The organism is Longimicrobiales bacterium, from assembly GCA_035764935.1.
GTDB lineage: Bacteria > Gemmatimonadota > Gemmatimonadetes > Longimicrobiales > RSA9 > DASTYK01.
The window spans coordinates 1-19,334 of record DASTYK010000054.1; the positions used below are offsets into that span (position 1 = coordinate 1).

General features: G+C 67.0%; 12 protein-coding genes. 2 read left to right on the top strand and 10 right to left on the bottom strand.

The window, feature by feature from the left end; genetic code table 11:
- From VFU06_04360 to VFU06_04395, 8 genes are all read right to left on the bottom strand, one after another.
- A partial coding sequence (locus tag VFU06_04360; protein HEU5208623.1) for a hypothetical protein occupies nt 1–521 on the bottom strand: 521 nt, incomplete at its 3' end.
- A 5-nt stretch (nt 522–526) separates the two neighbouring features.
- Nucleotides 527–1,408 (bottom strand): MBL fold metallo-hydrolase, encoded by an 882-nt coding sequence (locus tag VFU06_04365; protein ID HEU5208624.1) that lies wholly within the window; start codon nt 1,406–1,408, stop codon nt 527–529.
- A gap of 184 nt (nt 1,409–1,592) precedes the next feature.
- The gene (locus tag VFU06_04370) at nt 1,593–2,978 is read right to left on the bottom strand and encodes a hypothetical protein (protein HEU5208625.1); all 1,386 of its coding nucleotides are present in this window, start codon (nt 2,976–2,978) and stop codon (nt 1,593–1,595) included.
- Nucleotides 2,979–2,990: 12 nt separating this feature from the next.
- On the bottom strand, nt 2,991–6,071 hold the full coding sequence (locus VFU06_04375; protein ID HEU5208626.1) for a SusC/RagA family TonB-linked outer membrane protein: 3,081 nt from the start codon (nt 6,069–6,071) through the stop codon (nt 2,991–2,993).
- A 349-nt stretch (nt 6,072–6,420) separates the two neighbouring features.
- The gene (locus tag VFU06_04380; protein HEU5208627.1) at nt 6,421–7,662 is read right to left on the bottom strand and encodes a hypothetical protein; all 1,242 of its coding nucleotides are present in this window, start codon (nt 7,660–7,662) and stop codon (nt 6,421–6,423) included.
- A gap of 122 nt (nt 7,663–7,784) precedes the next feature.
- The gene (locus VFU06_04385; GenBank protein HEU5208628.1) at nt 7,785–9,638 is read right to left on the bottom strand and encodes a hypothetical protein; all 1,854 of its coding nucleotides are present in this window, start codon (nt 9,636–9,638) and stop codon (nt 7,785–7,787) included.
- A 310-nt stretch (nt 9,639–9,948) separates the two neighbouring features.
- Nucleotides 9,949–11,280 carry an amino acid permease gene (locus tag VFU06_04390; protein ID HEU5208629.1) on the bottom strand — a complete coding sequence of 444 codons (1,332 nt, stop codon included), beginning with the start codon at nt 11,278–11,280 and terminating at the stop codon, nt 9,949–9,951.
- A 1,490-nt stretch (nt 11,281–12,770) separates the two neighbouring features.
- Nucleotides 12,771–14,261 (bottom strand): ATP-binding protein, encoded by a 1,491-nt coding sequence (locus tag VFU06_04395; protein ID HEU5208630.1) that lies wholly within the window; start codon nt 14,259–14,261, stop codon nt 12,771–12,773.
- A 227-nt stretch (nt 14,262–14,488) separates the two neighbouring features.
- On the opposite strand from VFU06_04395, the gene VFU06_04400 reads away from it, so the two are divergent.
- Together VFU06_04400 and VFU06_04405 are read left to right on the top strand one after the other, a co-directional pair.
- Nucleotides 14,489–14,917: a hypothetical protein gene (locus tag VFU06_04400; protein HEU5208631.1), complete on the top strand. Its 429-nt coding sequence runs from the start codon at nt 14,489–14,491 to the stop codon at nt 14,915–14,917.
- Nucleotides 14,914–16,401: an ATPase domain-containing protein gene (locus tag VFU06_04405; protein HEU5208632.1), complete on the top strand. Its 1,488-nt coding sequence runs from the start codon at nt 14,914–14,916 to the stop codon at nt 16,399–16,401. Before VFU06_04400 ends, VFU06_04405 begins: the two co-directional genes overlap by 4 nt.
- A gap of 118 nt (nt 16,402–16,519) precedes the next feature.
- On the opposite strand, the gene queG is transcribed toward VFU06_04405, so the two are convergent.
- Entirely contained in the window at nt 16,520–17,731 is a 1,212-nt protein-coding gene (queG, locus tag VFU06_04410) for a tRNA epoxyqueuosine(34) reductase QueG (protein ID HEU5208633.1), read from the bottom strand.
- Nucleotides 17,732–17,839: 108 nt separating this feature from the next.
- Nucleotides 17,840–19,334, bottom strand: a 1,495-nt coding sequence (locus VFU06_04415) for a hypothetical protein (protein HEU5208634.1), incomplete at its 5' end; no start/stop codon positions are given.

Sequence of the window (19,334 nt, forward strand, 5' to 3'; positions counted from 1 at the left end):
TCGTGAACGCGCTCGACCGGTATGTGAAAGTCGGGATCCGAGCTGCCGAGAAAGACCGGAGTTCCGCCCAGTGAGCCGCTGTAGTTCCGCGGAGTGCCCTCCGGGCCGATCAGGCCACCGGTCAGAGCGACGATGCCGCCGTAGCGGCGCGGGTTGCGCGCGGCGAACTCCGTCGTCAGACAGGCACCCTGCGAAAAGCCCAGCAGCATCAGCCGCTCGGACGGGATCCCGCTCTGCAGCACCCGGTCCACGACACTGCCGAGGAATGCGAGCGCCGAGCCCAGGAAGGGCTCGTTCTGCTCGATCGGCGCCAGGAAGCTCTGCGGGTACCAGGTAAAGCCTGCAGCCTGCGGTGCAAGGTACGCGAAGTCGTCGCGGTGCAGCTCGGCTGTGAGTTGGAGTATGCTGTCCGCCGTCGCGCCGCGACCGTGGATGAGAATCATCGCGGCAGCCGCGTTGCCGATGTCGCTGCCGGCGGTACGTACCGGCTGGCCGCGATGCGGGTCGGTAGCTGTGTCCATCCGGTTCACGGCTCGCGATACGCGCTGCGATCACTCGCCGTCGCGGGATCATCGACGTAGGTGCCGTGCTCCGGCACCGCCACGCGCTGGAACTCGCGCGCGAGCATCGCCAGTCCATCCCGCAGCGCCTCTCCGCGCAACGCTCGACCGTGCCCCGTGATCGTGACCTCCGGCTCCAGCATCGACAGACGCTCGACCGAGTCGCGTGCCGCGTCCCAGTCCTGGGTGTAGTACGTCGGCGGACCGTGCAGCTCCAGCTTCTGTGTCGCCACTGCGTACGCCGACTCCTGCTTCGTGGTGATGAACGCATCTCCCGCGATCAGGGTACGGTCCCGCTCGCGCCAGAGCGAGACGTGGCCCGGTGTGTGTCCCGGCGTGTGCACCCAGTGCCAGTCGGGCATGTGCGGAATGGTGCCGTCGGAGGGCAGCATCAGCAAGCGTGAGCTCACGTCGACCGGCCCGCGCGGGTAGAACCGTGACAGCGCCGACATCAGTCCGCCACCCACCGACGGATCCGGTGGCGGATACGATGCGCGACCATCGAGGTACGGCAGCTCCAGCTCGTGCGCGAACACGGGCACGTCCCACTCCTCTGCAAGCTCCTCGAGCGCACCCACATGATCGAAGTGGCCGTGCGTCATCACGATCGCTTGGGGACGGGCATCCCTGCCGAAGCGCTCCTCGACCGCGTGCCGGACCATGGACGCGGTGCCAGGCACACCCGCATCGATCAGCACCCACTGCTTCGACCCGGGCACGCCCCAGTATACGACGTTGACGATCGCGAGCCGCTGAAAGGCGAGGTCGTCCAGCACCTCGTGGATGCCGCCGCCCTCCCTTCCAGCATCGTGATCGCCGCCTGAATCGATCGGAACCTGGTGCGTCATGACTGCCTCCGACGGAGTGCGTGCGCGTTTTTCGACGGGCAAGACATGTACCCGGACGAGCGGCGCGGCTCCGTCAATTGGTCGCAGCACAATCCACCTGCGCCGGATACCTTTCATGCTCGAGCGGCCGCCAGGCACATGCCTCGACGGCCGCTCGTCTCAGGGTGCCCGGATGGCTACCCGCTCACGCACTCCGATCCAGGCACAGGTTCGCTTCATCACGGATGTTCGGGTTGTTCGCTTCCTCGAACGGCAGCGGAATCGTCACGTCCGTCCCGTACTGCCCTCCCTTGTGCCATTCTCCTGTCGGGAAGATCGTGTTCGCCGCCCTGCCGTACTGCCGGACGAGTCGCCTGAGGTCGCCGACGCGGTAGCCCCGGCTGAACAGCCAGAACGCGCGCTCGCGGAACAGCAGATCCACCCGGGCGTCATCGGTACCAGGGTCGGTGAGATCGCCCAGGCCGGGAACCGTTGCCCGTGCGGCGTTCATCGTCGCGAGCGCCGCACCGAAATCGTTCGCGCGGAGCTGCGCCTCGGCTTCGATCATGCGTGCAACGATGCCGTCGAGGATCGCGACCGGAGACTCCCGCTCCGGCCAGATGAGCTGCACGTACACCGGCCCGGACACGTCCTCCACGTTCGCGTTCGTGATGCCCCAGGTGGTGCAGACGCTGTCGCCACCCTGGCAGGTCGGCACACGCGGGTCGCTCGCGCTCACGAACGGCATGCCGTTGCCGCCCTCCTGGTCCGCGACGGTGTAGCGCCGGACGAGGTTGTTCCAGTTCCACATGTTGTTGCTGAACGTCGTCTGCGAGTGGAACATCTCGTAGCGGAAGTCCGTCGGCACGCCGCTCACCGCACTGGCCGCCTCGGCCGGCCGGTCCAGGTTGAGCAGGATCCGCCCACGCGCGACCTGCAACGCGTACTGCACGCGCAGCGCATCGGTGCTCGCACCCGCGTTTACTGCGAGGCCGTCCTCGGCGTGTCCGAGTGCCCGCTCGAATGCGGCCTGCACCGTGATCGGCTCGCCATACACTTCCTGCCCGTCCTCCACTGTGCTGATCACGAGACCATTGCAGTAGTGCTCGGCCGCGATGTTGATCGTGTACGCCTGGATCAGGTACATCTCCGCGGTCTGCCACGCGGGGGCATCGGGTCGGAACCGCTGCAGCAGGTCGACCGCCTGCTCGGCGGAAAGCCGTGCACGATGCAGGTTGCGGTTGGCCGTCGTAAGGAACGTGTTGCGCACGTTCATCGAGCGCTGGTCGACCTGCTGCCGGTCGATGAACGTGTCGCCGCTGCGGTACTCGTCCGCAAACAGGCCGCCCAGCAGGAACAGGCTTTCCGTCCCGCTCGTCGCCTGGTTCAGCCGGGCCAGGGCACCGATGCGAACGGCTTCCGCACCGGCGGCGGACTCCACGTCAACGGGATTGATGATGTCGCGGTCGGTGACCTCGAGTACGTCGTCGCAGGACGCAGTGAACAGCATGCCGCAGGAGAGCGCGGCGATCAGCGCACTCCGTGTATGCAGGATCGGCCGCATGGACGCGGCCATGGAATGACGGATCATGGTCGGTCCTCCCTAGAAGCCGAGGTTGAGGCGGAGTGTGAAGTACGTGGGTGGCGCAAAGGCCTGGAACGACGATGGCGCATTGCCGGTCGTGCCGAACGCCTCCGGGTCGACGCCGGTGTATTCCGTCCAGATGATGCCGAGGTTGCGCGCTGCCAGTGAGATCGACGCGGAGCGCGCCCGGATCGCGCTCACCCAGGAGTCGGGAGGTATGATCGTCATCCCGAGCTCGCGCAGTCGCAGGAAATCGCCGTCCTCGAAGAAGCCGCCGACGGAGCGGCTCGGATGCAGGCGCACGAGCTGCGTGCGCGCCTGCTCGTAGTGTGACGAGCTGGGATTGATCAGCCCCGCACAGTTGTTTCGGCTCGCGCAGCGGATGCGCTCGCTGTTGTTGTAGACGAGGTGGCCTCCCTTGTAGTCCATCATGCCGGTCAGCCGCAGCTTGCCCCGCAGCAGGTCGATTCCGGTGGACACGGCGAACTCGCGACGCGGCATCGAGTAGCCGTGATACTCGGCGGTGTCGCTGACCTGGATCTCGTTCAGGGCGGGGTCGGCGAACCAGCTGATCAGCCCGTCGCCATTCCGGTCCTCCCAGCCCAGCAGCTTGACCGCCCACCATCCGTACAGCGGATAGCCTTCGCGACTCTGCTGCGAGGAGCTGTGAATGATGTTCGGCTCGCCGCCCAGGCTGACGAGCTCGTTCGACATCGTCGAGCCGCTGAACTGCAGGTCCCAGCCGAAGGCGTCGGACTGCACGAGCTGCGCGAACAGCACCGCCTCCCAGCCCGAGTTGTGCACCTCGCCGAGATTCTCGAAGCGCGTGGTCGAGCCCGTCCCGATGGACGGAGCCAGAATACGGCTGATGAGCTGGTCCCTGGACGTCTTCGTGTAGTACGTGATCTCCGTCGACAGGCGGTCATCGAAGAAGGTGCCGTCCACGCCCAGCTCCAGCTCTGTCGAGCGCTCCGGCTTCAGCTCGCGGTTGCCGACCGACGTGTAGACCAGCCCGGACGCTTCGCCCGCCTCCCCCAGCATCTGGGCCGTCGTGTAGAACTCCACCGCTGCCGTGGTGCCCGGCTGCACGCCGGATGCGCCGTACGCCGTGCGCAGCCGGAGCTGGCTCAGCCAGCCCGGTGTCGGGAAGAACTCCTCCTCGGACACGACCCATGAGGCGGAGAACTTGGGATAGAACACGGTCTTGAAGTCCGCACCGAACGCACTGTTGCGGTCCGAGCGGATCGCGCCGGTGAGGAAGAGCCGGTCGCGGAAGGCGATCTGCTGCTCGACGAACGCGCCGAGCGTGCGGCTCTCGTCCGATGTCTCGTCCGCGAACTGCACGGCACCGGCATTGATCGTCGTCGCGCCCGGTGGCAGCTCGTGACCCTCGGCACCGTTGCGGTCGAAGATGCTCTGGTAGTACTGCACGCCGAGGATGGTCGTGCCCTTGAGGGCGTCCGAGAACGAGCGCGTGGCCGTTGCCGCTGCATCCAGCGTGTAGATGAAGAAGTTGGTGCGGTTGTCAACCTTGAAGCCGAGGTGATCGTCGCCGGACACCGGACATTCGCTGAAACGGCAGAGCTGTGTGTCCTGGCGGTTGATATAGTCGAGGCCGACGTTTGCCCGCAGCCCCAGCCAGTCCGTGGGCCGCCAGTTGGACGCAACGGAGCCGATGAAACGGCGGATGTTCTGTTCCGTCGTCGTGCGGTAGATCTCACGGGGTGTGACCGTGCGCCAGCCGTGCAGCGTGTCGCCGGCCGCGTTCAGCATGTACTCGTAGCCGGGGCCGCCATAGATGTTTGTCGCGACGCCGGGCACGCCGGAGTCATCGCTGCGCGGCAGGCGCAGGTTCTGGCTGGTGTAGCCCGCATTGACCGAGAAGTCGAATTCGTCGGACAGCGTGACGTCCAGGTTGGATCGGGCCGTGACGCGATTCAGCGCGTTGGGCCGCTCCTGCTCGTCGCGCAACGTGATGTTGCGCGCGGCGAGCCAGCGCTGGTCGAACTCCGGCACCTTGAGGCTGCCGGTCTCATCCTCCCACTCGCCGTGCACGAAGTAGCGGATCGCCTCGGTGCCGCCGCGCAGCTGCAGCCCGTGCTGCTGGCGGTAGCCGGTCCCGAACGGTGTGGACTCGTCATCGGCAGTTGGATTGTAGACGGTCACGCTGTCCTGCGCGCACGAGCCCGCCGCGACCTGGAACAAGTAGCACTGCGTCGTGTTCGAGCGCGTCGATGCTGCCGTCCATCCCCAGTAGGCGTCCGGGTAATCGTTGTTGTCGACGATCGCAGTCTGCTCCGTGTAGTACGACCACTGCGCACGCCCCGCGACGCCGCGCTTCGTCTGGATCACGACCACGCCATTCGCCGCGTCCGTGCCGTACAGGGTCGCCGCCGAAGGGCCGCGCACGATCTCGATCGATTCGATCTCCTCCGGATTGATGTCATTGATGCGCGCCGGCGTGGTCCCGCCCACACCGACCGACATCGAGCCCGTGGTCCCCTCGACGCGCACCCCGTCGATGATGAAGATCGGGTCGTTCGCGAGCGACAGGGAGCTCGTGCCCCGGATGCGGAAGCGCACGCCCGCACCGGTCTGCGTGCCCGGGATCACCTGCACACCCGCCGTGCGCGACGTCATGAGGTCAGCGAAGTTGGACACTGCACGCTGCTGCGTGATGCGCGAGGCGTCCACGTTCGCAATCGAGTTGCCGACCTCGATGCGCCGCTGCTCACCCGTCGCCGTGACGACCATCGGGTCCATCGAGATGGCCGTGGCACGCAGCGCGAAGTCGGCAGTTGCAATGCCTCCCGACTCCACGGTCACCTGCCGGGTCTGCTCACTGTAGCCGATGCTCAATGCACGTACGCTCACCGTCCCGGCAGGCACGCCGCGGAGCGTGTAGGCACCCTCCACGTTCGTGATGGTGCCGATGTTCGTTCCGACCACTACGACCTGCGCACTCGAGAGCGGCTGCCCGCTCTCCTGGTCGGTGATCGTCCCGGTGATCGTCCCCTGCTGCGCGACCGCCGTGCTCGCTCCCAGCAACGGCACGAGCCCGGCGAGCGCCAGCCGTCGAACCGCCTTGATCCGGTTCATGGCGACCTCGTGATGATGTTGTCCCGCCTCGCGGGGTGAGACCGCGTGCCAGCCCCGGCACGCGGACGCGGCAGGCGCTGCGTCGCGCCGGAAGTGCTGCATACACGACATCACGACGCCTCACACGACGCGGCGGCGTGGTCGGTTGCGATTCGATTTGTAAGGCAGGAAATCGCCGGCTGCGTGCTGCGCGGCACGGCAGTCGGCCCGGCCCAACGGCGGGCCGGCTCAGAGTGCGGACATCATTCAGGTATAGCGATGGAATGCGCCGCAAGGCAAGAAAAATCGGGGGACGGGGCAACCCGAGTTGCCCCTCCCCCTGCGTAGCTCGCTGGCGAGCAACAACGGCTCAGCGGCGGACGTGGAACAGCCCCGAACACGCCTCCGAGAAGGTGAATCCGCTCAGCTCGCCCCGCGCGCAGATCGTATAGCCGCCGGTCTTGTTGATCGTCAGGCCAGCGATCGCCACGGTGCCGTCGTTCTCGATCGTGTAGCCGCTGGGGTCGCCGACCAGCACCGCACCGGCCGGGACACCACTGTTGCCAAAGACGTAGAGCGTGACGCGCACGCGTTCCATGGGCGTACCGCCTCCCGAGAGCGCGCGGATCACGATCGTGCCGATGGACTGACCGAGCGTGGCCACGCTGGCCGGGCCACTCAGCATCTCCAGCCGACCCTCCGCATCCGCGGCCACGGGCGCAAAGCGGCTGAAGTCCAGCGCTGAGCCACCCACCCTGGGCGTGCGGACGTCGGACAGCATCGCGAGCCAGCGGGCCGGCAGCACCGAGCGCGTCAGCGTAGCGATGGGACCGAGCAGCGAAGCCTGCTGCGGTACGTCGCCCGGTGGGCAGAACGTCGGCGAGTAGGCCGACAGCAGGGTTCCCTCGCGCTGCATGCGGGGCTGCGCCGACTCATTCGTTTCATGGTCGTGCGGCAGCGTCACTTCAGACGTGAAGCAGGCACCAACGTGCACGATGTCATCGCCTACGAAAGGTCCCGGCCTCGGCCAGCGCTTGACGTCGTACTGCAACCCGCCGAATCCCGGTTCGAGAAGGTCGAGCCCGCCCTCCACGACCGGTGCGCCGTACAGCAGGACGAGCGGGGTACCACCGTTTGCCGCCGTCCAGCTCCAGCCGCCACTCAACTCGACTCCGAACAGCGCGGCGTTCTGATTGCCATCGAAGTCGACGAACGGCACCAATCCGCGCGCGATCGCCGGCGCGGCCATGTCGCCCGTGTAGATCCGGAACAGGCCGGCGGGCAGCGACAGCGCGGCCGACAGATCGATGTCCGGCAGCGCGGCCGCAGTGCAGCCCTCACCGCTGGTGCATGCCAGCAGGGCATTCGCGAGCCGCGAGCCGACAAGAGCATCGCCGCCGCGGCCCGCGTCCGCCAGCGCTTCCATCGAGCCGAGCAAGGCAACCGCGAGCTCGGTCACAAGCGTCGTATTCCCCACTGTGCACGCGTCTGCCAGCGATCGCACCGTTTCCTGCGCATCCCGGCGCTCCGGCTGCGGGAACCAGCTTCGCACGTCCGCGATCATGGTGCGGGTGAGATCACAGGCGAGGACGGCGGTGGACGTCGCGTTCATGGCGACCGGCTGCGGCTCGATTGCAGTGGGCGCGGAATCCGTACAGGACACAGTGAGAATCGCTGCGACTGTCGTCACAGTGGCGCACCAGATGGACTTCATGGGGCTCCGGGGGGAGAGGGTCAGCGCAGTCCGACGAGAGCCCGGAATTCGGGCTCGTCGAGCAGTGCCTGGTGATACCACGGCAGGTCGCGGCGCTCCGCGTCCGTCCGCAGGCCGTGCAGAGCCTGCGGGTTTGCAGTCAGGTACAGCTCGAGCTGGCGCACGGCCTCGTCCGTGTCGCCAAGCGTGCTCCACGTGATCGACTCGAGCTGGGCCAGGTCGCGAAGCGGATCGATGTCCGCACCGGCGCGCGCCGCATACACCACGGAGCGCGCGGAGTCGGCCAGGCCGGCATGCGCCAGTGCGATGGAGATGTACATCATGCCCCGGCGACGGTTGACTTCGCGCACCTGCGGCGGGCTCGCTTCCGTGAACTCCTCGAGCACGTGCCAGGCATCGGCGAGGCCGCCCTGCATGCCCGGCAGCGCCAGCAGCATCAGCCGGCACTGCGAGAAGCGGAAGTCGCCAGGGAAGCGACGCGCGCCCTCTTCGCAGTAGCGCTCCGCCTCCACGCCGTCCTGCAGTCCCCAGGACGCACTGAAGATCCGCCACAATGTGAGGTTCACGTTCTCCAGGAAGGGGTCGCTCGCGTACGCCTGCAGTGCGTTCAGCTTTGCTTCCGCAAGCTCACCCTTGTTGATCAGCAGGTGACTGAGCGAGTTCTGCGCTGAAGCGCGCGCGCCGCCGGACGCCGCGATCGACGCGCGGAAATCGTGCTCCGCGCGATGATAAAGCTCGTCGGCTTCCGCCGGTGTGCCCGCCAGGTTGAGCAGATAGCGCCAGTAGCGAAGCGTGGCGCTCAGCTCCAGCGCACCCGCATCGTCAGGGTGCGTCGCGAGTGCGCGCTCCGCGTGTGCGAGCCCGCGCTCGATCCACTCCTCGTTGTGGCTGCGGTCGACGCCGCCCAGCCGCGAGCTTGCGTACGCGACCCACCCGCGCCGCAGCACCGGCTCGACCCAGGTCGGATCCTCCCGTTCCCCCAGTGCCAGCAGCGAATCGGCGGAGCCCAGCACGCGAGCAGCCGCGTCCAGGTCGTTCGCCGCGACCAGCTGGGCCGCGCCGTCCTGTTCATGCGCCGCCTGCTGCACCAGCTCCCACGCGCGCACTGACGACGTCGCCGAGCGCAGCTCGCGCGTCCCCAGCTCCCGCCCGATCGCACGCCGCAGGAACACCGCAACTGTGTCTGCAAGCTCGTCCTGCAGCGCGAAGATCTCCGTGCGCGGTCGCTCCAGCCGGCGGCTCGCGATCTGCTCGCCGCGCGCACCGCTGGTCAGCGCGACATCCACGCGCACCCGCTCACCCGAAACGGACACGGTGCCGCCGACCAGAGAACCCACCTCCAGCGTGCGCGCGACGCTGTCCGGCGTCGCATGCGCATGCCGGAACAGCTGCGAGCCGTTGCGTGACACCACGTGCAGTCCGCGGACCGCACTCAGCTCATCGATCAGCGCTTCCGTCAGGCCAGACGCCAGAAACTCGGCCTCATCTCCGCCACGCGGCTCCATGTACAGCACCGCGACACGTGCGGGATTCTCGGTGGGAGCGAGTGCGGCAGCAGGCCGCACCCCTTCCGCACCGCTCATCCGCGTCACGAAGCCGGTCGTGCCGAGTGCAAACACGGCGACCGCGGCGAGCAGCCACCGCTCGATCGAGGGGATCTCCTGCCGCCCTCTCGCACCGTGAAACCAGGAGACGACGAACGCGCCCGGCAACCCGCAGATCGCCATCGTGAGCACAAGCCGATAGGTGATGGACGGCAGCACGTCGTTGCCGACGAGCTGATCGATCACCTGCAGCGCCGCCCATGACGCCGCAGCATATGCAACGACGTATCGGAACACGCGTCGCTCGATGAGATCGCGTAGTACTCGCACGGCCTTCCGATGTCGGGATGAGCCCTGGAGAGCGCGTCGGGCCGGCAGGGTCCGGTGCGCTGCTCTTCACCATAGCTCAGTCGTGCGTCGGCCGGAAGCATGCGGTGACCACACGCCAGACCTGATGCGTGCGTACATCAGTTCGCGCCGGCGCTACACTGCTCCGACGCAATTACGTGCAGTTGTACGCTGTTCCAGGGACGAAACCACCGAGACAGCCAACAGAAAGGCGCATTTCGGATGCCGCGTTCTCTGACGCGGCCACGGCTCCGCCCGAGCGAGTGGCTGCCCCTGCCCGCGGGCACCGGCGTCAGGGTCCCGGCAGCGAGGCGGGCGCGTCGGTAGGCGGCCGGGCGACCGGCTCCGGCCCGCGGCGCAGCATGTAGATCCCCGCACCCAGGGCCAGCGCGATGACGCCGGCGATCAGGTTGTGGAGCCGCGCGCTCGAGAGGAAGACCACGGAAAGCAGCAGCGCCAGGAGCGGGATCGTCGCGCCACCGGGCAGCCGTATCGCATTGGGTCGCTCGCCCATGCGACGTCGCAGGATCGGCACTGCCGCGGCCGTGCCGATGTAGGTGGTGAGTCGAGCAATGATAGAGAGCATTGCGAGCTGCACGAACGTGCCGCTGAGCGCGAGCACGAACGCAACCGCCGAGAGCGTGACGATCGCGGCAGCGGGCGTGTTGAAGCGCGGGTGCACGTGCGCCAGGAAGCGAGGTCCGTAGCCGTCCCTCGCGAGAGCATACAGATATCGTGGTCCCACGAGGACCGTGTTGCCGACATTGCCGCCGATCGAGACCATCGCGGCGACGGTCATCATCAGTGCGCCACCCGGCCCGAGGAAGGTGCTCGCCGCTTCGGCCACCGGAGAAGCGGATCCGGCAACGCCCGGAAGTGTGCCGAGCGCGACGAGCTGCACGCCCGTGTAGACGAGGGTGACCACCAGGATCATCGTGAGCATCGCGAACGGCACATCACGCTGCGGGTTCCTGTACTCGCCCGCCGCGGCCGGCGTGTTCTCGAAGCCTGCGTATGCGAACAGCAGCAGCAGCGAGGCCTCTCCGAGTGAGCCCACCGGCGGCAGGTTCACCTCCGCGATGCGTGACCAGTCGACGAAGAAGATGCCGACGGAGATGAAGATGACGAGCGGAACGATCTTGGCGATCACCAGCGCGACGGCAGTGCCGGCGCCCTGTCGCACCCCCACGATGTTGATCCAGGTAAGCACGCCGATGAGCGCCGCGATGATCGCGACTCTCGGCGATCCCGACGCGGCCGGTGCCCACACGAATGCGACGGCGAGCGCGAACCCGTTCGAAAGGGACGCAACGGACGCGACGCGCGCGAGCCACGTCATCCAGCCGACCTCGAATCCGACGAAGGGGCCGAACGCTTCGCGCGTGTACAGGTATGCGCCGCCCGGCTGGTCGAAGTAGCTGGATGCCTCGGCGAAGCACAGCACGAGCAACGCAACGGCGAACCCGGCGAGCAGAACACCCAGGATGCTGCTCATGCCCAGCAGTGCGGCGGCCGCGGCAGGCAGGAGGTACACGCCGCTGCCGATCACGTCGTTGATCGACAGCCCCACGAGCTGACGCCGCGTGACGGCGCGTACCAGCGCCGGTGGGTGGAACTCCGCCATCAGGAACGCCTGCCGCTGCAGGGGGAGCGCCGTTTTCCGATGCCAGCGCTGTCGGGAGCGCCAGGATCCACGGTATGTGAGGCCCGGAATCCTGCGCCAGCTTTGTGCTGCGGCTTTCTCAGGCGGGCGGCGCCCGTAGAGCGCCACGCATGTAAGTCGAAATCGTTGCCTGGCGCCGTACCGGTCAGTAAGACCGTCGAGCCGCCGGGCGTCCGTGCAGGCAGCTGGTGCGGGGCGGGTCGCCGGTCATCCCGACCGTTGAACCGACAAGCGTCTGCCGGCACGATCATGCGTGGCGTACGGACGCGCGTCAGGTCCGCATCAGCTCCGGCAGCTGCTGATCAGCGCTTCCACGCCGGATACACTCCACGCCGGCCTGGGCGCGCCATCAATCCGGTCTCCAGGTATGCCAGCGTCATGGCGTGTCCCCGATTGTCGTAGATGGCGTCATGTTCGTTTCCGGGTGGGATGGATACGTGTGGGCGCTCGACGCAACCAATGGCAAACTCCTGTGGCAGTACCGGCACGCCATTCCCCTCGATGTCCCGCTATGCTGCGGAAACGTAAACCGCGGCGTGGCCGTGGCGAACGGCAAGGTCTTTCTGGCAACACAGAACGGTCAGCTCGTGGCGCTCGACGCTACGAACGGGCGGCCCGTGTGGCAGCAGACCGTCGTGGACATCCGCGCAGGTGAGAGTGCCACACTGGCGCCGCTTGTGGATGGCAGTTCACCACCGGAAGCGGCATCCACAGCAACCCGGTCACGTACAGCGTGGCCGGAAGCAGTATATCGCGGTACCGACAGGATGGGGTGGCTGGGTGGAAGGGTACTCTCCCGAGATGTACGGCGCGCCGCGGGGTAACGCCTTGATCGTGTTCGCCTTGCCGTGAACTCCCAAGGCGCCGAGTCAATCGGGATCCCTGCCCGCGTGGGAAGGGGCGAAGAACCGCTGGCTCTCGATGCGGGGCTCCTGGTTCTACGTCTCTTCTTCGGGCTGGCGCTTGCGCTGGCCCATGGCCTCGGGAAGCTGCCCCCTTCCGACCGGTTCATTACCGGCGTTTCGGAAATGGGCTTCCCTCTCCCGGTGGTGTTTGCATGGGTTTCCACGTGCCCCCGAACCAGCGGATCCGGGTCTGAGAGCGCTCCGGCCAGCACCGGGACTGCTTCTGGCAATCCCAGGTGCCGAGCGCTACCGCTGCGTTGCGCAGGAAGCCGACGCGTGCGGGCCGGCGCAAACGGCGAGCCGCGGGACAACGCCCCCCACCCGGCCTCGTCCATGGACATGAGGTCGATCAGCGACGGCGACCGCGTTCCCGCATGCCAGCCGTCCGAAGGGAGTCTCTCGACGCCGAACGGCGGCTCGCCGGGCCCGCGTGCGGCAAACGACGGCTCTACGGCCCCGGAGAACCGGGCACACCTCCTGGGAGGACTGCAGACTTCCCCGATTATTCTTCGGCTGCCGCGGGGAAGGCGCCGGTAGCTGCATGGTTCAGTTCCGTGGCACGATCATCTCCAGACCCGGTAACCAGAGAGTGAAACAGGAACCCTCTCCCGGGGCACTTCGCAGTGTCAGGTCCCCTCCCATTCGGCGTGCGAGATCGCGACCGATGGCAAGCCCGAGACCCGTACCACCGCGCCTTCGGGTACTTCCCGAGTCGACCTGAACGAACGGCTGAAAGATGGTCTCCGCCTCGGTTGCCGGGATGCCGATGCCCGTGTCCGTCACGCGGATGAAGGTCCACGGCCCGTTGCCCTGAAGCGCTGCTTCCGCATCCGGCGCCCGCGTCGCTCCACAGGTCACGGTAATGCTCCCGCCGCGCGCGGTGAACTTCACGGCATTGCTCAGGAGAATCACGAGGATCTGGCGGACTCGTTCCTCATCGCCCACGTACTTGCTGGTCTCGCGAGCGCACTCGCTCGTGATGGCCACCTCGGCCGATCCCGCTTGTGGCTCGACGAGAGCGATCGCGGCCGAGATGGAGTCATCGGCAGCGAAGGGAGCACGATCGAGGACCATCCGTCCGGACTCCACCTTTGCGAGATCGAGAATGTCGTCGATCAGTCCGATCAGGTGGCGGCTGCCGGCCTTCAACCGCGCGAGATACTCCACCTGCCTGGCGGTCAGCGGGCCTGCAATGCCGGTCTCCAGGAGGTCGGTGTATCCCACGATGGCGTTGAGCGGGGTGCGGATCTCGTGGCTCATCGTGGCCAGGAAGCGTGACTTCGCGGCATTCGCGTCGCGCGCTTCGTCCGCCAGCTCCTGCTGGCGTATGCTCGAGAGGACCAGAGCCTCGTTCAGCCGGGCCGCATCCTTCCGGACCGCCTCGAGATCGCGGAACAGGCGGGCGTTGTCGAGAGCGATCGCGCACCTCGCAGCGAGGTCTTCAGCCAGCTCGACGTCTCTGTCGGTGTACTGATGTCCCACGTCTGCACTGACGAACGTGATGGCACCGAGCACGCGTCCGCGCGCGATGAGCGGGACGATCACGACCGAGCCAATGCCGAGCGCACGCAGGTCCTGCAGATTCACTTCGCTGTTCGCGACGTCTACGAGCATCGCGTCGGTTACCGTCGCGACCAGTTCCGTCGCGCGCGACCGGATCACCCGGGGCAATCCGATCGGATCGTCACGATCTGGCGGCCAGCCGTCCTTCAGCCGGCGCGCATGCTCGGCTTTTCGAGGGTCCGGGTGACTGATGCCGAGGCGACGCATGGACCCGTCCTGCTCGACGACATCCACGATGCACCAGGACCCCAGGTACGGGAGCGCCATTCCCGCGACCGCCACGAGTGTGTCCTCGTAGTCGAGCGACGCGGCCAGTTGCTGGCTGGCGTCTGCGAGAAAACGCGGCTCCGATTCCCTCTGTGGTGATGGTACGGATGTGGCAGGCGGAGACAACTCACCGTATGTCGCCTGTTCCGGGTGATTTCCGGAACCGGCGTCGTGGGCCATGCCGCGGCTGGTGCGGTGATCTGCCATGTAATGTCCTGGAAACGGACGGCGCCCTGTCCGGGTGCGCGTCTTCGAAAGGGACGAGCCGAAAATAGAGTGCGAATTCCGTTCCGGCCGCTGCGGCGGGTGAGCGGATTCGCGCAGCGTCCATCCGGGGTGCAGATTGATCCGGCCGCGATCGATCCTGAATCACCTGCGCTGGGAGACTCGCCAGCGGGTACGCTGACGCCGTACGGTACCCGCAACGACTCGATATGGCCCAATCTTCGCCCAAGCTCGTTGAACTGGCACGACGGATCGTCGAGCAGGAGGCTGGCGGGTCATCCGATCCCGCTGCCTCGGCTGCTGCCGTCGATTCCGCCTGTCGACGGGTGCAGGATCACCTGGTCGATCTGCTGGGCTCCGGCGGAGTCGACGCACTGATCGGGCGTGCTCTCCACATAGCGCAGCGTGAGCAGCCGCTGCTGGCAGGAGCATCCGTAAGCGGACAGCCAGGGACGTGCTTCAACGGTCTGGCAGAGTCGTTCGCGGCCGCGACTGAAGAAGAGGCCAGGTCGGCCGCCACCACTGTACTCACCTGCCTGCTCGACCTGCTCGTCATGCTGCTTGGCGAGGAGTTGGGCATGAAGCCCGTCCGAAGGCTATGGCCCCGAGCGATCAGAGCCGTGGAGACACACGAATGAGTCAGGCGAAAAGACTTGTGATCGATCAATTGCCCAGTGGCGTCCCGGGGCTCGACCTCATCCTGGGCGGCGGGGTTCCGCAAGGTTCGTTCAACCTGGTCGCGGGGGCTCCCGGGACTGGGAAGACCACGCTGGCGCAACAGTTTGTCTTTGCGAATGCATCGCCCAGGCACACGGCGCTCTTCTTCACGATCCTGGGAGAGCCCGCGGCCAAGATGCTGCGCTACCAGCAGCAGTACACCTTCTTCGACCTCGAGAAGGTGGATGAGAGCATCCGCTTCATCAACCTGAGCGATGACGTGATCGAGCGTGGTCTGGAAGGCGCGCTGGAGCGGATCATCGAAGAAGTGGAAAAGAGCGAGGCGAGGATTGTGGTCGTCGACTCCTTCCGTTCCCTGACCGACGCCGTGCGCGTCGGCTCCGCCGTGTCGTCCGACCTCCCTGGCGTGCTGCAGCGCCTTGCGATGCATCTCACGACCTGGCAGGTGACGTCGTTTCTGGTGGGCGAGTATGAGGAGGAGGAGAAGACCGGCAATCCGATCTTCACCATCGCGGACACGATCCTCTGGCTCGAGCAGGCCACCGAGAACAACTCGATCGTTCGCAAGCTCCAGGTCGTGAAGGTCCGCGGGCAGGCGCCGATGCCGGGATTGCATACGTATCGTATCACGGCTGACGGCCTCCAGGTCTTTCCGCGACTCTCTCTCGCCGTGGACGAACACGAACGGGAGACGCCGGCCGGCCGAACATCCACCGGCGTCCCCGGACTCGACGAAATGATGGGTGGAGGGATTCCCACCGGCGATTCCGTGCTCGTCGCCGGCCCGTCGGGCTCAGGTAAATCGGTGCTCGCCACCCAGTTCATCGCCGAAGGCGGCAAGCGCGGCGAGGCGGGGGTGCTCGTCGTCTTCGAGGAGCACCCGAAGGAGTATCTCCACCGCGCGGAAGGCCTCGGGTTCGGCGTGCAGGGGATGATCGAAGCGGGCATGCTGGAAGCGCTCTACCTGCGTCCGCTCGATCTGTCACCGGACGAAACGCTGCACGAGATCCGCGAAGCGGTGAATCGGGTGGGTGCCACGCGCGTGGTCATCGATTCGATGTCGGGCTTCGAGCTCGCGCTCGCCCCTACCTTCAGGACCGATTTTCGCGAATCGCTCTACCGGCTTGTGGGTGCCCTGACCGGCATCGGCATCACGGTGCTCACCACGATGGAGGTGAGCCCGGGTGAGAACGAGCTCCGCTTCACACCGAACGTGATCTCTTTCCTCGCGGACGACCTGATTTCGCTGCGTTACGTCGAGGTGGAAAGGGAGCTCAGGAAGGTGGCAGTCGTGGTCAAGATGCGCGGGAGCCAGCACAGCAAGGCATATCGCGAATACGAGATCACGGAGCGAGGCTTCGTGGTCGGAGGAGATCTGGATGGCTACACCGGTCGCATCAGCGGCGCTCCGGTTCTCACGAGGCGGATGAGCGAGAACGCCTGAAGCGCTGACGCTGTGTCGTGTGCGTGCACCCGCCCCGGGCACGCGAGGGTGCGTGTCGTCCATGAAGTCACAGAGGACGGCGATCGTCACGCTGCCCCAGCGCGCCCGACACGCCCCGCTATTTCACGTTCGAGCGTAGTCGCTCGAGCGCACCTTCGATCTCCTTCAGGACGACCGGGTCGCGCTCCGCGGCCACCGAAGCCTGGAGCGCAGCGCACGCCTCCGCCGAGCCGACCTCGCCCAGCGCCCACGCGGAATGCCCCCGAACCAACGGCTCGGGATCCGAGAGCGCCGCGGCCAGCACCGGGACTGCATCCGGCGATCCCCAGTTCCCGAGCGCCACGGCGACGTTGCGCAGGAAGCCGGCACGTCCGGGCCGCCGCACCGGTGAGCCTCGGGAGAACGCCTCCCAGCCTGCCTGGTCCATGGACATGAGGTCGATCAGTGACGGAGCTTCGGTTCCTGGATGCCATCCGTCTGAGGGCAACGGCTCGACGCTGAAAGGCGGCTCGCCAGGTCCACGTGCCGCGAACGACGGCTCCGATGAAGGCGCCGAGAATTTACGGCTGAAAGGGCACACTTCCTGGCAGATATCACATCCGAAGACGCGATTCCCGATGAGCGGCCGTAGCTCCACCGGGATCGGCCCGCGCTGCTCGATCGTGAGGTAGGAGATGCAGCGACGTGCGTCCATGACCGGCGCACCGTTCTCATCGCGGCCGAGCAGCGCGCCGGTAGGGCAGGCGCTCACGCATGCGTGGCACGTCCCGCAGTGGTCGCGCTGGAACGGCTCGTCGTAGTCGAGCTCCAGCTCCACGAGCAGCGTGCCCAGGAACACGTACGACCCGAGCCGCGGCTGCAGCAGCATCGTGTTTCTGCCCTGCCAGCCGAGGCCGGCGCGCTGCGCGAGCTCACGCTCGAGCACGGGACCGGTATCGACATACGCGCGGGCGGCTTCGAGGCGCTGTCCCGTCTCCTGTTCGATCCAGTGCAGCAGCTCGAGCTGCCGCTTCTTCATGACCTTGTGGTAGTCGCGCCCCCGTGCGTAGCGGGCGATGATGCCACGCCCGGGCGACGCGTTCTCGTCACCGGACGTCGCGTAGCGCATCGTCATGACGATGGCGCTCTTCAGCTCCGGCCATTTCTGCTGCGGGTCGAGCCTGGCCTCCACCGCGTCCTCACGGGCGAGGTAGTCCATGCCGCCGTGTCGACCCGCGGCGATCCACGCGCGGTAGACGGCGTCGTGATCGCTGGGGCGCAGGGGTGCGACGCCCACGGACTCGAAGCCGAGCTCGCGTGCGCGCTCGCGGATGCGGTGCGTCAGGGACATCGGTGCGACCATGCGGGGGGATACCCGGCGATGGCCACACCGTGCCGGAAACGGGCGCCGCCGCGACAGCGGCGGCGGCGCCAGGGCGAAGTGTCGAAGTGCGGCAGTTCAGCCGTCCGCGAGCGAGCTCGAGACGGTCACCTCCGAGATCGATTCGACAGCGCCGGTGCACTCGGGTATCACGCCCGTGAATCCGAACGGTACGACCCGCCGGTACGTCACCGGAGCACTGCCCGGAGCAGGCAGCGGGATGCCTTCCAGCAGAATGAACGAGACGTTGCGCTCGAGGCCATCGAGAGGCGGCAGATCGCCGGTCACGCTGAAATGGAGCGAGCGCCTTCCGTCCAGCTCCGCCACGTAACCGACTGCCTCCTCCTGCACCGGGCCCTGCACCGGCTGGGGGTTGGACGGAGTGTCGTGACCGTCCAGACAGTTGGCATCGTTGCCGACGACCGTGCCGGAGAAGGTGCCTGCGGAACGCAACATTTCCGGATCCGTCTCGTCCGGCGTCAGCGTGAACGTGAAGACGATGTCGTAGACGTCCCCGAGGCGTTCCGTGCTCGTGCGGTCGCGCACCGTGACGGAGATGAATTCGCGCTCGTTCCGGCGGGAGAACGTCGGCCCTTCCGCGTGGACGTTTGCACGGCCGCGCCGCGACGTGGAGTGCGAGCGGATCCTGGTCTGGCGCCACGCCTGCCACGCCGAGCCGGACGGTGCCGTGAACGTGAAGCGCGCGGGGCCCTCCGACGACACCGTGGGTGTGACGGTCCCCTGGTCGGGTTGGTCCGGTTCTTCGATGTCCACCGGCAGCGCAACGACGTCGTCGTCCTGGTAGTGCAAGACCTCCAGCTCGAAGTCGGCGGACTCACCGGCACGGAGTCGGGACCGCTCGGGCTGGCGGCGTGAGCGTACCTCCAGGCAGCTGCCGCCCCACCACTCGTCGAACGCCTCCTCGACACTGTTTTTCACGTAGGAGCTCGCCAGCACGACGGCGGCCGCGACCATCTTCGAGGTTCCCTCGGTGGACAGCAGGTTCTCCGTGTGCAGTGTACCGTCGCTCGAGGTGTGATCCCTCGTCGTGTTGCCGGTCGCGTCGACGGAGATGCCGGGATCGACGCTGGTCTGTGCAGCCTCGGTGATCCAGTGCTTCTCATCGCCGCCCGGCCCGCGCTCACGCCCCTCGACGGAGTGCTGGATGTCGATGTCCACGGGGATGGCGTCGTCATTCACGCGGACGGTGACGGTGAAGTGGTTGGTCGCACTTGCGTGCGCCATTCGCGACGCACCGCCCTCCTGGATCTGCACGTCCGAAGCCAGCTCCAGCGTGCCGCGCCCCTTGACGATCCCCTCCGCCGACGGGCAGATGTCCGTCGAGACCTCCCATCGCTGCCGCTCCGTGAGCACACCCGATGCACCATTGCGGGTCTGGCTGAACGACGTCTCGAGTGTGACGGCCGTGCCGCGGCGCCACGGCTCCATGTAGCGCGCCGATACGCCCGTACCCGACGCTGCCGCGCCGTCCGCTCGGGGCGGTGTGGCCGTTTCGAACGTTTCCGACTCGCGGAACCACTTCGGCCGCGGTGCTGCCGGCGCGGACCCAACT

Excerpts from the sequence above, each read along its gene's own strand:
- VFU06_04365 (HEU5208624.1), bottom strand. The coding sequence starts at position 1,408 with ATGACGCACCAGGTTCCGATCGATTCAGGCGGCGATCACGATGCTGGA.
- VFU06_04395 (HEU5208630.1), bottom strand. The coding sequence starts at position 14,261 with ATGGCAGATCACCGCACCAGCCGCGGCATGGCCCACGACGCCGGTTCC.
- VFU06_04390 (HEU5208629.1), bottom strand. The coding sequence starts at position 11,280 with ATGGCGGAGTTCCACCCACCGGCGCTGGTACGCGCCGTCACGCGGCGT.
- queG (HEU5208633.1), bottom strand. The coding sequence starts at position 17,731 with ATGTCCCTGACGCACCGCATCCGCGAGCGCGCACGCGAGCTCGGCTTC.
- VFU06_04370 (HEU5208625.1), bottom strand. The coding sequence starts at position 2,978 with ATGATCCGTCATTCCATGGCCGCGTCCATGCGGCCGATCCTGCATACA.
- VFU06_04375 (HEU5208626.1), bottom strand. The coding sequence starts at position 6,071 with ATGAACCGGATCAAGGCGGTTCGACGGCTGGCGCTCGCCGGGCTCGTG.
- VFU06_04400 (HEU5208631.1), top strand. The coding sequence starts at position 14,489 with ATGGCCCAATCTTCGCCCAAGCTCGTTGAACTGGCACGACGGATCGTC.
- VFU06_04380 (HEU5208627.1), bottom strand. The coding sequence starts at position 7,662 with ATGAACGCGACGTCCACCGCCGTCCTCGCCTGTGATCTCACCCGCACC.
- VFU06_04405 (HEU5208632.1), top strand. The coding sequence starts at position 14,914 with ATGAGTCAGGCGAAAAGACTTGTGATCGATCAATTGCCCAGTGGCGTC.